Below are 13384 nucleotides of genomic sequence, written 5' to 3'. Positions count from 1 at the left end.
ATGGCTCGTCCGCTACCGCCGCCACGCCCGCGACTACGAACGCAACACCGAAACCAGCGAGGCCATGATCTACATCGCCATGATCAACCTCATGTCACGCCCCCTGACCCGACACAAATACATTTGAAGACACGTTCTTAGCACTTTGGGTCTGGGAATATCGCCGGAGCCTAGCCCGTCAACCACAAGCTCCGCCCTATCCCGTAGTGATTCAACCGCACGGAAAAGATAATTGGATGCGCGCGGGTGAAGACAAATACGATGCCAACTCGCGCTTCACAGTGGCCGCGACATTTACTTTAGTCGCCAACAGTGATCTTCATCTCACTCACATAGACGCGCATTATTACGTCTATGGCTGCGTTTGCTTAGGAGCCGGTCGGAAACTGATCCTGGACGGCGAGCAGCTGAACTCAGATTTCAGTTATGACCTTCGGTCTCCGGTAACGCTCACTGCTGGTTCGGCGCATACGGTCACGGTCTCACTTACGCTACGACCTTATTGGTCAATTCGGGCGGCCGCCGACTGCGACTATGGTGAAATCGAGCTTACATTCAACGTCGTCGAGCTACCATCAACAACCCCCAAAACCGTCGTCGGACGATTCCGATTTCAAGCCGATGGTACGCTTTCCGAGATTGACACGATCAGCAGTCCACCGATCCTGTCGGACGACCAAATCCGAAGTGCGCTCGATTCGGGTGTCATCTCGTCAGACGAGTACCGCTACCTCGCAGACATCCAGCAAACTGCACGTTATAGGGCATTCAACGCCACGAGCGCGGATGATAGCGGTTTGATCAACGATCTGGATATCGATCGCATTAAAACGTTGGGCCGTCGAATTTTGGACAGTCCACATGGGAATGGGAATCCACCGGAATAGCCCATTTGCAACCGACAACCTCCGTGCGGCATTCACTGCACTGATGGCACTGACATTGCTGTGTGTGAGTGTGCACACTTTCTTGCACACTCTAACGGTAGGCGCATCTTGTCGTAGAGAATTCAAGCGGTTGGTTTAGCGCCAACCAGGACCTAAACCTTGCGCATCCAAAAACGAGACATCAATAGAATGCATTCAGAACAATGACTTAAGTTTGTCGTTGACGCCAAATTCGTGTCGCGCTACGGTTGCACATTCATTGCACACTATCGCGCACCACGGGAGGATCATGGACAGAATGGAATTGATGGGAGGACGACTCCATCTCTATAAACGGCCAAACAGCCGCTTCTGGCAGTGCTATACGCATCTAGGTGGTCGGTCGTGGCGCGAGTCCACAAAACAAGAGAATCCAGCGCTCGCGACGGCGTTTGCAGAAGACTGGTATCTCACTCTCAAGGGCAAAGATCGTGTCGGCGAGTTGAAGGGCGGGAAGACCTTCGAGTTCGTTGCCAAACAGTTTCTAACGGAATACCGAGCTCTTACTGTCGGAGAACGAAGCCCGAAGTGGGTTGAACATATTGAGCAAACACTCGCTAGACATCTAATCCCCTATTTTGGGAATGTCGTCGTATCGGCAATTACGCCCGGACTTGTGCAAGAGTACCGCATACACCGAGCCCAAAACGGCTATCGGGGCAAGCCACCAGCTCGTAATACCATCGCCATCGAGATGATTGCGCTACGTCAGACGCTTAAGACAGCAGTGCGGCACCAATGGCTAGAATATGTTCCTGATTTCTCGCATCCATTCAAGTCATCGCATAAAGTGTCGCATCGGGCGTGGTTCTCACCCAAGGAATATCGACAACTCTACGAGGCAACACGAGAGCGTGCTGCGCACCCCAAAAAGGAAATGTGGCGGTGGGAGTGCGAACAACTACATGACCTCGTGCTCTTAATGGCCAATACCGGCTTACGACCTGACGAAGTCAAGCGACTGGAGCATCGCGACGTACAAGTCGTTCAGGATGCCGATACCCAAGAGACGATTTTGGAGATCGAGGTTCGTGGAAAGACGGGGATCGGCTATTGCAAAAGCACGGCCGGAGCTGTTAGGCCTTATCTTCGGGTCAGGAAACGAAATGCACCACAATCCTCGGATCGTGTTTTTCCAAAGACACACCGTCAGCTTTTCAATAATATACTGAACGAACTTGGTCTCAAATATGATCGCGACGGTCGGCTACGGACGCTCTATAGCTTGCGTCACACCTACATCTGCCTGCGTCTGATGGAGCGCGCCGATATCTACCAGATTGCAAAAAACTGTCGCACGAGCGTCGAAATGATCCAAAAGCACTACGCCGCGCACATTAAGAACACGCTCGATGCAGGTGCAATCAACGTCCGGCGCCCGAGGCCGGAAAGACAAGTGCCCTCAACATCCCGGACGAATGCTCCAACCTTGGAACTCGACGACGTGACGGGTTAGTCAGATTTCCTTGTCAAAGGCTCGCCCGCCGCGCTATACCTTCCCTTCCGTGCGGGCGTGGCGGAACTGGTAGACGCGCAGCGCTTAGGACGCTGTTCCCCGAGGAGTGTCGGTTCAAGTCCGGCCGCCCGCACCAAGTTCGCTGCATCACTTCCTGACTCCGCAGCTCGAACTCCGATTGCGACACGAGTCTGCGGCGAGATACACTACCGCTGACCAGGGCCGTCAGGCAGAGATTGTGCGAATAGTCGTTTGATGCTAGGTCTTGGCTCGCCGTTTTGACAATGACCTATAGGAACGATCGTCATGGCAATGGAGTGGACCAATTCTTCTGTTCAAAGACTCTCAGCGAATGCTGATCCGATAGCTACGATCCAGAATTCCGCACGCCAACTGGTGCTCGACGCCATCGAGCAAGGATGGGTAGGTCCGCCATTTGATCCCTTTGATCTTGCACACATCTTAAATGTCCGTGTCGTGCCGTCGCAGGAGGTTCTCAACGCATCGTTGACGCCGGAGGGCCGTACGGGTTATCGCATCGATTACAACCCAAACCAGTCGCGACGACGCATACGTTTTTCCATTGCCCATGAGATTGCCCATACCCTTTTTCCTGATTGTCGGGATTTGGTCCGCAATCGAGTTTCTCGCGCTGAAATGCGAGAGGATGAATGGCAGCTCGAAATGCTTTGCAACATAGCAGCTGCCGAAATCCTAATGCCGGCCGAGAAACTACCGATCGATTCGTTGAGCCGAGTTTCTATCGATGATGTGGTACACCTTCAAGAGAAGTTCGACGTGTCTGTCGAAGCACTCTTGCTTCGCATTGTGAGGCTTGAACGTAAGCATTGTGCAGTATTCGTCGCTTCGCCGCATGAAGATCGCTATCACTTGGACTATGCGGTCGAGAGTCACGGGGCTGAGTTTAAACTCAAAAGCGGTCTTCTAATTCCAGAGACCACTCGGCTAGCCAACTGCGCAGCCCTAGGCTATACGGCCAAGGGCGACGAATCCTGGGTCAAGGAGCAGACTTTTCACGTCGAATCCGTCGCTATTCCGTCTTATCCCGGCCATCAGCATCCTCGCGTTGCCGGAATCTTGTATCGCAAAGGCGACCGTGGCGAAGCCGTTTCCAGTATGAGCTACGTCGTCGGCGATGCAACAAAGCCGCATGGCACAGGACAGAGGGTCGTTGCCCAAGTGGTTAATGATGGTGCCGCTCGCTGGGGCGGCGCAGGATTCGCAAGTGCGATTCGCCGGCAATGGCCAACCGTCCAATCAGACTTTCTCGATTGGGTGCAATCTGACCCGAAACGATTACGGCTTGGCAACACGCATAACGCACGAGTCGACGATTCAACCGTCGTTTTCAGTATCGTTGCTCAACACGGGTATGGTGCCTCGCGGCTTCCACGAATCCGCTATCAGCATCTAAAGAGCGGACTTGTCGAGCTACGCGATTTCGCTCTCTCGCTCAGTGCTTCTGTCCACATTCCTCGCATTGGCTGCGGCGAGGCGGGCGGCAATTGGCTGATTGTCGAGGACCTGATCCGCGAATGCCTCTCCGACTACGACGTTCACGTTACGGTGTACGATCTGCATCAACAGTCCAAGTCGCGCGCACCGGAACAGCAATCGCTTTTTATGAACTTCTGAGCGGTCAGGCCTCATGCCACAACTCTTCGTACTCCTCTCGGGATCGGTTGCCGCCGGCAAGAGCACCCTTGCCAAACACCTCGTCCAGGATTTTCAAGCGACACTCTTTAAAACTTGGGAGCTTCTCACGGCCATTCAGCCTGATGTGGGCCGCGATCGTGTGTCACTTCAAGCGCTTGGCGAAAAGCTCGACCGGGACACAGACGGTCGGTGGGTGTCGGAAGCCTTGGGCAAGAAAGCCACTGAACTCCCCAAAGATGCCCTTATCGTCGTGGATTCTGTCCGAATTCTGCCGCAAATCGACTGGATTCGTCGTGGCTTTGGCCCATCGGTCATACACGTACATCTTGAAGCGTCCGACAAGGATCTCCGCAAGCGATATGCCGGTCGAAAGCGGAAGGACATCAAGGAGCTTGCGAGTTACGACGAAGTGCTAGAGAACGAGACCGAAAAGGCCGTCCCACAGCTTCGCGACAAGGCTGATATTGTCATCAATTCGACGTGGTCAGATGAACGTGACGTGCTGATACGAGCCGCTAGCCGATTAGGTCTCTATGGTCGTGGCTGCCACAAAGTTGTCGACGTGCTTGTCGGTGGCCAATACGGCAGCGAAGGCAAGGGCCAGGTAGCGGCCTATCTTTCGAAAGAATATGACGTACTGATCCGCGTGGGTGGCCCGAATGCTGGACACAAGGTCTATAAATCAGAGGGCCCTGACACGTTCCACACCCTGCCATCCGGCAGTCGCGTGCGATCAGCCGAGCTCATCCTCGGGCCTGGCGCCGTCGTGGACATCGATACTCTCTTGCGAGAGATAAATAGCCTCCAGATCGAGCCCGACCGCCTCACAATCGATCCACAAGTACTCATCATCACCGCTGACGACAAGGAAAAAGAGAAGCGCCTGATTGAAGAAATCGGATCAACGGGACAAGGTGTCGGTGCCGCTACATCTCGCCGCATCCTTCAGCGCGACGACTCGGTGCAGCTCGCCAAACACATCAAACAATTAGAGCCGTATGTCCGGCCTTCGTGGATTCGCCTTGAACAACGAATGCGCGATCCGCGGACGCGGATTTTGTTGGAGGGGACTCAAGGCACTGCGTTGAGCCTTTACCACGGGCCGTATCCTCACGTTACGTCACGGGACACAACTGTCTCAGGCTGCCTAGCGGAGGCGGGCATCTCACCCGGACACGTGCGGCGCACGATCATGGTTACAAGAACCTTTCCGATAAGGGTTGAGAGCCCTAAAGGCAAGGGAAAAACTTCAGGACCGATGAAGCAAGAACTGACATTCAAGGAAATCGCCGAGCGATCCGGCATTGCTGAAACTATCGTCCGCAGCACGGAGAAAACCTCGACTACCAACAAAACTCGACGGATCGCCGAGTTCGATTGGGAACTCTTCAAAAAGGCGGCATTCTTGAATTCTCCCACGGATATTGCCTTGACGTTCGTCGACTATATCAACGTAGCGAATCAAGAGGCACGCCGATTCGACCAACTCACTCCGGACACTCTGAAATTCATTGAGGAGATCGAAACAGTTGCCGGAGCGCCGGTTTCCCTTATTTCAACTCGATTTCATTATCGCAGCATAATTGACCGGCGAAGCTGGTAAGTCTTAAAAGGAGTCGCCTTGGCTTTTTCTCTCACCCAGTTTGCATCTACCAGGCCATACCTATACCATCTGACCAGCGCGCGCAATGCCGACCAGGTCGTTCAAGCCCGCACCATCCACACCGCGAGGCATTTGTTTGAGTCGGCCAAGGCCCCTGCATGGATCGATCAAAAACGGACTGCCACTCTATCGCTGAGTGTCGACGGAGCATTGATCGACATTCGCGATCAACAGCCACTTTATGAAGGCAAAACCTCTTTGCAGGATGGGTGGACATTCGCCAGGCTCATACGTGAACTGAATTCGAGAATCTTCTTCTGGCCGGGCTGGGATCACGGTGTCATCGCCTACGGGATGCGCCATTTCGAGCGGTATCAGTCAGAGAAGCCAGCCATCCTGAGAGTCAGGACAGAGGACCTCTTCGCCATCAATCACAAGATTGTGCCTGAGTTCTGCAAGTACAACTCCGGCTCGCCCAGGACTACTCAGGGCAAGGGAAGCCCGCGAGGACGAGCGACTTTCCTCAAGCCTGAGCATGCCTCCTTCCCGCCCAGTGCTGTTATCGAAGTGACGTATTCCGAATCCGTTCAGCTCCCGCAAACCGTTGAACGGTCGAGCCGACCGGACGGTCGGTGGAACAAAGTATGATCAAACTCTCGCATTTTGAGTGCGGCGGTGAACTCAGCCGACCTGTCGATCACCTGTCGCGATCCTTTCATGACGAAGCGATCTGACGCGCAAAGAATCGGCTCCCGAGGTCAACGCCTCGTTGCGCACCTCGTAGAAGATGCAGGGGGCTGGATCGCACGCACAATGGATGAAGACTATGGCATTGACCTTGAACTCGAACTGGATACTCCGGAGGTCATCGGCCAGATTGTTAAAGTGCAAATCAAGGCAGCACAACAGGTCAAGCTAGTAAAGCGCGGAGTACAGCTCAAGGTGCCACGTGCCTTGGCGTCATATGCGGATACTTGCCGTGTGCCTGTTCTACTCGTCCAGGCAGACTTGGCTCGCAAAGAAGCGTGGTATCTGTGGGTGCAGCACTGGCTGCTGGAAAAGCGCCGCACCGGATTCGGCATCCACAGTTTGCCCCAAACCTCCACGGAATACGTTCCAGTTACCCAAACACTGGCATATGGCCTGTACGGCGAACTTCAAGATGTCGCACGTTGGTCAACGGAAACGCAACTCGTATTAACGCTTAATGACGCAATTCGGACGGCTGCAGCGGTCTATAAGCTCGAAATCCTTAATTCGCTGCTCGACCTCTTGGGAAAGTTGGACGTCATTTCCGACACTTTCCCGATCGACCTCGTTATTGATCAAGCCATCACCCTTGGCATGCGACTGTGGGCTACCGCCGAAGGGAATCAGGCCGCCAATGCAATGTTCGCGGTCTGCAGGAAGCTCGGCACTCGCTTTACTGTGGACCAGGTGCGGCGAATGGTCGCTCGCGAGGAAGAAGAATCATATTCACGCACGGGTGTCACCGGACTCGGCATTCTCTACGACGAGCATTCAGCGCATCTCAAAGAGCTTGAATTGCCCAAGCTATTTGATGGCTTACGCATCCCGCTTATTGCTTACTATTGCCGATTGAGAGAAGCTTATCCCGGGAAACGAATCCCGCAAATGCTCGGCACGCCTAACCTGTTCACTCTCGACGGCTGGGCGTTGCATCCCGATTCGCTCGATCGTCTGTTCGATAAGTGGGCCAATCGCGGCGACTCTGCGATTCTTGATTACCTTGTTCCCGTCGCTGATCTCCCGGCGGAATAGCCGAAGACAGTTCCTGTCGCTCACGCCACTTTGTCTGTTTTATTCCACGTCCTTCAGCAGATTTGGATACTTCTTAAGCCGGAACTCTTCGATCGCCTCTTTAGAAAGCTTCCACGGATCGCCACCGATACGTCGAATCAAATCGCCCCAGACGCGACCGAATGCAGCAATCGCATCATCCTCACTGAATCGAACATTTGTCGGCAGCAGTGGTGCAATGTCCTCTGTCAGGCTGTGGTTTAGCTTCTCCAGCATTCGCTGTTCGGCGTTTGCCCGAGAAATCGGCCGGCCTTCGAGCGCAAGGTAGTGATCGAACGATTCGATGATTTTCGTTGGATCAAGCCCAAGCTGTAAAAGGCCTTCGTTGAGGTCGAAAAGGTCTCGATTCTTGTGCCTTTGCAGCAATGCCCGCAGCTTCGTCCCGAATAATTCCTCGGGTTCGAAGGATATGATGTCAACCTTGGCCTGGTGCCAGCCGCTGTTGAGCTCAAACGGGTAAGACTTCAGTGGATACAGGTTCTCATGTTCCCGCGTATTGATCTCAACCATCAGCTTCAGTTCCATCCCGCCGTCTACTTCGGGAGTGAATTTGAAGGTCATGTGGTTGGAATGAGGCGCCTGCCTATAGTTGTATTTCCCTATCCAGGACAAAGCCTCATGAATTGCCTTGGCAGTCTCGCCGATTGGCTCAGCTGTGGTCTGCACGAGGTCGATGTCTTCCGAGTATCGAAGCGGCTGCTTGAACAGGAGCTTGTGGATTGCAGTCCCGCCTCGGAATGCTATTTTTCCAGCGAGCCGCTCACTGCCGAACAAGTCACAGAGCGCACGGCAGATGATAAGGTCCTGCTCCACTTGCGCTAGGTCCGGCCACGGCGCATGGGCGCTCCATTCTTGCAGGAAGGCCATCGGGATCATGTATCAATCTCCACCTGAGTGTTGATGACCAGCATCCACTTCACGTCCTTCTCTTTGCGTATTGGCAGTGCGGCTGCAATAGGCTTCACAGCCGGATCGAGCGGCTTCAGAGACTTGGCTTGCTCCGCAAATCGAACTAGCGACTTTGCTTGTCGGAGATGGCCAAACCGCTCCAGCAGGTAGCCAAGGCGCCGTACCGCTGCATTTTCAAAGGCGCACGCCGCCTCCTGAAGAATCTTCGGATTGGCACTTCTTCCGAGGTCGTGTACCACCTGCGCCGCACCGTTTATGCCCGCAGCCTTATGGAAGTAGCGGCAGACATCCAGCAAGGTCAGCTCGATGCCTGCGATCTTTGCGAAACCGGCATCGGTCTTTAACTGACCTAGCCAGTCCGGGCGGTTCACATTCTTGAAGGCCTCCGGTTCCTGAAAGAGGAACTGCACCCGCTGCCGGCCAATACGGATTTGAGGCAGTTGCTTGGGAACAATGACCTGAAACACCATCGCCGCTTGGTGCGCCGATCCATGAAAGGCCGCAGCCCGAAGGAGCGAGACTCGATAGTCCAGCTCCAGATACTTCATCAGCGGCTCTATCCACCGCGACGGATCGGGGGCGCCTAGGTATTGATCCTCCGGGCGAAGGATCAGGTAAAACCCACGCTTCGGGCAGACCAGCCTGCCTTTATGCCGGAGCCGTGCCGCAGCCATTTTGAAGGCATCTGGCGTCAGATGAAGTTCGCCGAGAGCCTCCTCTTTGGAGAAATAGGGGCGACCTCGAACGAGCTGCTTTTCTAGATACTCAGAAAGGTTCCTCATGCCCCATCTATACGTCAAAAGTAACGAAAAGCAATACTTTTCTGATATGATTGGGGCATGAGTCAAGCAGTAACTCGCTCATTTTCATTTACTTAAGACGCTTGCCAGAAAAATCGCTGCATCCGTACTCAACGGCCATGGGCACGAAAAACAGGTATAGAGCGGGGCAATCAAGGGTGAAGGTGTCATTTTGGCAGCCGGCACCCGGAAACCGGCAGCAAAAGTCCCCAAAATTGCCAGATTTGGCCGAAAACACGGCTGGCACGTGACATGCGTATACTCAGGGGAAGCGCCGCCCACCTTCACTCACCGCGCAAGGAAGTCGCCATGTCCAGAGCGCCTGCCGCAAAGCGAAGAAGCAAGCCGGCTTTCATCGACACCGAGCCTGATTCATTCTGGCAGAAGATCGGAATTCACCCTCCTGCGGCCGATCAGTTCAATCGAAGCCACGAAGGTCTCGCGGCAGCTCAAAACGCCCTGACCTCATTAGGACGGGGCAATCTACGTACGCTTTGCGAATCGAGTCTGCTGCCGTACGACGCTGCCGCCGACGAGTTGCGTCTGGCACAGACACTGATCGCAGCGGCCGATATCCCAACAGTCCTACACCTTCGCGAATTCCTTAAACGCAAGACTGAATGGGTTGAGCAGGCATACCAGGAAGTGTTCAGCGAGCGACAACGCCGCGGTCATGCCGCCAGCATCGAACAGCTTTCGAGATCATCGCGCGAAACTCTTAAGCCGCTCACTAAGCTGTTCTTGGTCTATCGCAAGCGGCCGCAAGCGCTGTTGGATGTCTATGTTTATGAAGCATGGCATAAGCGATCGACTTCATTCGAGTACTCCCTTGCAGCGTCTGACGCGAAGGGGATTGCGAAGCTCGTCACTCGCAATCTCTCTCAGCTGATTCGCCGCCTTGAGCTAGTTACTCGCCGAGGCATCACGTCTTTGGTCCATCATACCTTGCCCAGCGGACTGACCGTTTGGATGCTGCTTCGTGAGTATGGCTCAAAAGTCCGACGAGACTACGATTCACAATATCAAGTGGTGAACGACTGCGGTCTGATTGTCTTCGGCCACGACCCCGCCGAGCAGCGTTTGCAATTCCGCTGCGGCAACAAGCAACTCGCGGTCGCCCTGGAGCAGTTCTTCTCTGCGGACTTGTCCATCGATCTCGAATTACTGCACCAGCAAGTCTTTACGGAATACGACCCCGCCAAAGTCCGAGAATCTATTCTGGGTGGCTACACGCGGGAACACGGTATTGAGATTGTTGCCGCCAAACTTTCTCGTACGGCACTACCTGGACGCGGAAGCATCGCGCTCGAAGCAGGGTTTATGCAGCGTTCCATACGCGAGGACCTTGCGCTGCTGAACTCTCTGGATTACTCGCTTCTCGACATTCGCGGTCCAGTAGATGTCGAATCGCTTTCATTGTCCTTCAACGGTAAGACCGCAGTCGTACGTGCCCTGGCGGATAAGGGCGGTGCCGTCCGTTTGGTGTTCGACAATGCGGGCTGGGCTACCGACGACGTCCGGCAATTTGAAACCGCCTTCCATAAAACGTTCGGCCTGCCGATCAATCGGCAAATTGATCCGTCCATCGTTCCGCTCGGAAACGTAAGCCTGATCGCTTACTTGTTGAGCGTCGCCAGCATCGAGGATATCGAGGGCTATCATCAACAGGTATTCGACCTGCTGTGCGATAAGGGATACCTCGGTCGCATCGAGCATGCCGTAAGGGGTTGTCAAAACAATCTTTGCCGCGAGCGAGGCAAGCCTGTTGCCGACGAGGAAAGGGAAACCTGCAAGACGTGCGATCACACACTAGACGATTGGACCGTCACCGGAATCCAAAGGGTTGAGCAGGAAATACTCGACCTCGTCAAGACTGTCACAGGACGCGCCACGGGGCGAGTCCTAAACAAAGAGCCGAGCCAAATAGAGTCGACTCGGTATCACGCTCTCTCCATCCGGGAGGGCGACGGCGAAGAAGAGTCGATCAGCGTGCTATTTGCCGATCGGCCAACCGCTCAAGCGAGGCATGTATTCGAACGCGCATCTCGGCCAATCGTCATAGTTCAGACGCATACCGACAAGCGGGTCTATGTCGACTTCGACAATGTGGGGCACATCTCGCTGGCGTACCTGATCGCAGCGCAGGATAACGCAGATGAACAGGCCGAATGCGACCGGCGAATCCGTGACATGGCTCAGAGCCTATTGTTGACCCACAAGGAGCGAATTGAAAAAGCTGCGCGTCATTCCTACGCCATCCTAACCGAGCATCGCGACGGCTTGGACGGCGCCCGCTACGAAACAGAAATCTTCAATTTGCTTCGAGTCGTCTTTCCATATTCTTTCCGCCTTGGGCGTATCGGAAAGGAGGAACCGGACGGGTTCGCTACAATCCCGGACTATCGCAATATCGAAAGAATCGAGGATGCGAAAGGATGGCATTTCACGTACGACGCCAAGTATTCCAACGCGGTGTCCGGCTACGATTTCGGCGCGCAAGAACGACGCCAGATGCTTCAGTACATAACCAGATTTGCTCGAAGCAAGCAGGCTGTCAGCGGAAGAAACGGCTCCTACAAAGCCCACCTCATCATCTCCAATAACCTCGACGACGCGAAGATGGCCAAGGCGGTCAAGTTCCTTCGCGGCCAGGAAGGCCTGAAGGGCAAGGCGGCATCGACTCGAATTATTTTCATTACGGAAGAGTTCGTCTTGCGGCTGTTCGAATGGATGCAGGCGAACGCGATTGAGGCCGCGCAGCGTCGGCCGCATATTTACGAGGCCATCATCAATCTATTTGAGCGTGACTGCCCGCAAGGCTATTGCAAGATCGACGCCGGTGAGGCCGAGTCATTGCTGCAATCTGTGCGATCTGTTGAAGTGATAGAGACGCGGGTACGCCGGACACAGCTCACCTCCACGCTCGACGACGACGGCCTTTTGATCTGAGATCTGATCTTGTGCGCAGGAACCCACCACACCTGGGCCATACGGGCCGCCTCGATAAGCGACGATCGGATGATGACCCACCGCAGATCGGCGGGTGACATACTGTCGTCGATTATTCTTTTGAGCCGGCCACACGCTTTCTACGAGCGGACGCCGCCCGTCGTCGTGACTGGCCAACAAGCTGTTGCCATGCGTTGAGGTGCTTTTTAAGAAAGGAGCCAATTCGAATTACCCGAAAAGAGGATCCTTTTGTATCTCTCGACACGCGCGCCACCAGTGAGCCAGTCGCGGCCTTCTTCCTTGCCGTCTTCCTAGTCGGCAGCGGCTTCACTACACTCTGCTTCGCGCGAACCTCTTCGGGTACCTCAGCAACCGAGTACGTACCCTCAATACCGGCCTGCAGCAGTTTCAAATAGTTCTGATAAAACCTCGCCGCCCCTTTTTTGTCTCCCTGATGCATTGCTGTGTCGCCTAGGCGAAACAACGCGTCCGCTTTAAGTGTTGCCGTCCACTTGGCACTCTCCCAACAAGGATCATCTGCCGCTTGTTTTTTGGATTTTAGAATCCAGACAAACAATCGCTGCGCTTCATCGTACTGACCGAGGGCATCGAGCGTCCCGGCCAGGTTCCAGAGTGTAAGCGGGCAGTCATCCTTAAATTCAAGCGACGCTAGAAGCAACTTCAGTGCGTCGGCATAATTGTGTTCCTCGTAGAAGGTCACGGCCAATTGCGTCAAAATCCAATGGCTCTCAGGGCTCACTGTCCGGGCATCTTCGAGAAGCGTGCGCGCGGCCTTCCACTTCCCCTGGTCCATTAGGAGTTCCACTTTCCGATTCAGTTCGTCCTTTGCCATATCTTCTTCTCGCTTAAATGCGGCGACGACCGCGCTCTTCTCGCTCTCTCTTGCGACGTTGATCTGCTTCTCGGCGCGCTTGACCCTTTTCATGTTGGCCACGCGTGGACCGACGGGCGTTAGTGCGATGCTCTTTCATCCACTCTTAGCAATTCTACCTGAGGATCGAGGATCGCGACTGCCGGGACAGTTGACCGACATTTTATCAGAATCGTCGGCAAAGATGCACTCGGCAATCAACACCTCGCCTTCGGCGACCGCGTGCTCTCGGGCTGCGCTTTCGCTACGGTCGGCCGACGCTTGGCCCCTTCCGCCCGCATGGTGCGTCGGTCTTCGGCCTCTGATGGACACCTTGCGGTGACAGAGGAAGTGCTTCTCGCATGAACCGGA

General features: G+C 54.6%; 11 protein-coding genes and 1 tRNA gene. 9 read left to right on the top strand and 3 right to left on the bottom strand.

What is annotated here, in order from left to right; all coding sequences use genetic code 11:
• The 8 genes from VHD36_09730 to VHD36_09695 form a co-directional block, all read left to right on the top strand.
• Positions 1 to 127 (top strand): IS5/IS1182 family transposase (locus VHD36_09730; protein HVU87591.1); only part of this gene is annotated, 127 nt, incomplete at its 5' end.
• 109 nt (positions 128 to 236) lie between these two features.
• Positions 237 to 887, top strand: coding sequence for a hypothetical protein (locus VHD36_09725; GenBank protein ID HVU87590.1), 651 nt, complete (start codon positions 237 to 239; stop codon positions 885 to 887).
• A 289-nt stretch (positions 888 to 1176) separates the two neighbouring features.
• Positions 1177 to 2382, top strand: coding sequence for a phage integrase SAM-like domain-containing protein (locus VHD36_09720; GenBank protein ID HVU87589.1), 1206 nt, complete (start codon positions 1177 to 1179; stop codon positions 2380 to 2382).
• Between the two features lie 51 nt (positions 2383 to 2433).
• A tRNA-Leu gene (locus VHD36_09715) sits at positions 2434 to 2518 on the top strand.
• Positions 2519 to 2688: 170 nt separating this feature from the next.
• Positions 2689 to 4038 carry an ImmA/IrrE family metallo-endopeptidase gene (locus VHD36_09710; protein HVU87588.1) on the top strand — a complete coding sequence of 450 codons (1350 nt, stop codon included), beginning with the start codon at positions 2689 to 2691 and terminating at the stop codon, positions 4036 to 4038.
• A 13-nt stretch (positions 4039 to 4051) separates the two neighbouring features.
• The gene (locus tag VHD36_09705) at positions 4052 to 5662 is read left to right on the top strand and encodes an adenylosuccinate synthetase (GenBank protein HVU87587.1); all 1611 of its coding nucleotides are present in this window, start codon (positions 4052 to 4054) and stop codon (positions 5660 to 5662) included.
• 18 nt (positions 5663 to 5680) lie between these two features.
• Positions 5681 to 6310, top strand: coding sequence for a hypothetical protein (locus VHD36_09700; protein HVU87586.1), 630 nt, complete (start codon positions 5681 to 5683; stop codon positions 6308 to 6310).
• 69 nt (positions 6311 to 6379) lie between these two features.
• Complete coding sequence (locus tag VHD36_09695) at positions 6380 to 7444, top strand: DUF4365 domain-containing protein (protein HVU87585.1); 1065 nt, start codon at positions 6380 to 6382, stop codon at positions 7442 to 7444.
• Positions 7445 to 7483: 39 nt separating this feature from the next.
• Here the strand turns inward: VHD36_09695 and VHD36_09690 are convergent, their stop codons facing one another.
• Together VHD36_09690 and VHD36_09685 are read right to left on the bottom strand one after the other, a co-directional pair.
• Complete coding sequence (locus VHD36_09690) at positions 7484 to 8359, bottom strand: nucleotidyl transferase AbiEii/AbiGii toxin family protein (GenBank protein HVU87584.1); 876 nt, start codon at positions 8357 to 8359, stop codon at positions 7484 to 7486.
• Positions 8356 to 9174: a type IV toxin-antitoxin system AbiEi family antitoxin gene (locus VHD36_09685; protein HVU87583.1), complete on the bottom strand. Its 819-nt coding sequence runs from the start codon at positions 9172 to 9174 to the stop codon at positions 8356 to 8358. Before VHD36_09685 ends, VHD36_09690 begins: the two co-directional genes overlap by 4 nt.
• 327 nt (positions 9175 to 9501) lie before the next feature.
• Here VHD36_09685 and VHD36_09680 point away from each other — a divergent pair, with 327 nt between their 5' ends.
• Positions 9502 to 12141, top strand: coding sequence for a hypothetical protein (locus tag VHD36_09680; GenBank protein HVU87582.1), 2640 nt, complete (start codon positions 9502 to 9504; stop codon positions 12139 to 12141).
• A 112-nt stretch (positions 12142 to 12253) separates the two neighbouring features.
• Here VHD36_09680 and VHD36_09675 read toward each other — a convergent pair whose 3' ends face one another.
• Entirely contained in the window at positions 12254 to 13087 is an 834-nt protein-coding gene (locus VHD36_09675; GenBank protein HVU87581.1) for a tetratricopeptide repeat protein, read from the bottom strand.
• Positions 13088 to 13384: the final 297 nt, after the last annotated feature.

Source organism: Pirellulales bacterium (assembly GCA_035546535.1).
Classification (GTDB): Bacteria; Planctomycetota; Planctomycetia; order Pirellulales; family JACPPG01; genus JACPPG01.
The sequence above is the reverse complement of the archived record's forward strand: the minus strand, read 5'-3'. Positions and strand labels throughout refer to the sequence as shown.

Bases quoted from the DNA above. Each gene is read 5' to 3' on its own strand.
- VHD36_09725 (HVU87590.1), top strand. From the start codon at position 237: ATGCGCGCGGGTGAAGACAAATACGATGCCAACTCGCGCTTCACAGTG.
- VHD36_09720 (HVU87589.1), top strand. From the start codon at position 1,177: ATGGACAGAATGGAATTGATGGGAGGACGACTCCATCTCTATAAACGG.
- VHD36_09710 (HVU87588.1), top strand. From the start codon at position 2,689: ATGGCAATGGAGTGGACCAATTCTTCTGTTCAAAGACTCTCAGCGAAT.
- VHD36_09705 (HVU87587.1), top strand. From the start codon at position 4,052: ATGCCACAACTCTTCGTACTCCTCTCGGGATCGGTTGCCGCCGGCAAG.
- VHD36_09695 (HVU87585.1), top strand. From the start codon at position 6,380: ATGACGAAGCGATCTGACGCGCAAAGAATCGGCTCCCGAGGTCAACGC.
- VHD36_09690 (HVU87584.1), bottom strand. From the start codon at position 8,359: ATGATCCCGATGGCCTTCCTGCAAGAATGGAGCGCCCATGCGCCGTGG.
- VHD36_09685 (HVU87583.1), bottom strand. From the start codon at position 9,174: ATGAGGAACCTTTCTGAGTATCTAGAAAAGCAGCTCGTTCGAGGTCGC.
- VHD36_09680 (HVU87582.1), top strand. From the start codon at position 9,502: ATGTCCAGAGCGCCTGCCGCAAAGCGAAGAAGCAAGCCGGCTTTCATC.
- VHD36_09675 (HVU87581.1), bottom strand. From the start codon at position 13,087: ATGAAAAGGGTCAAGCGCGCCGAGAAGCAGATCAACGTCGCAAGAGAG.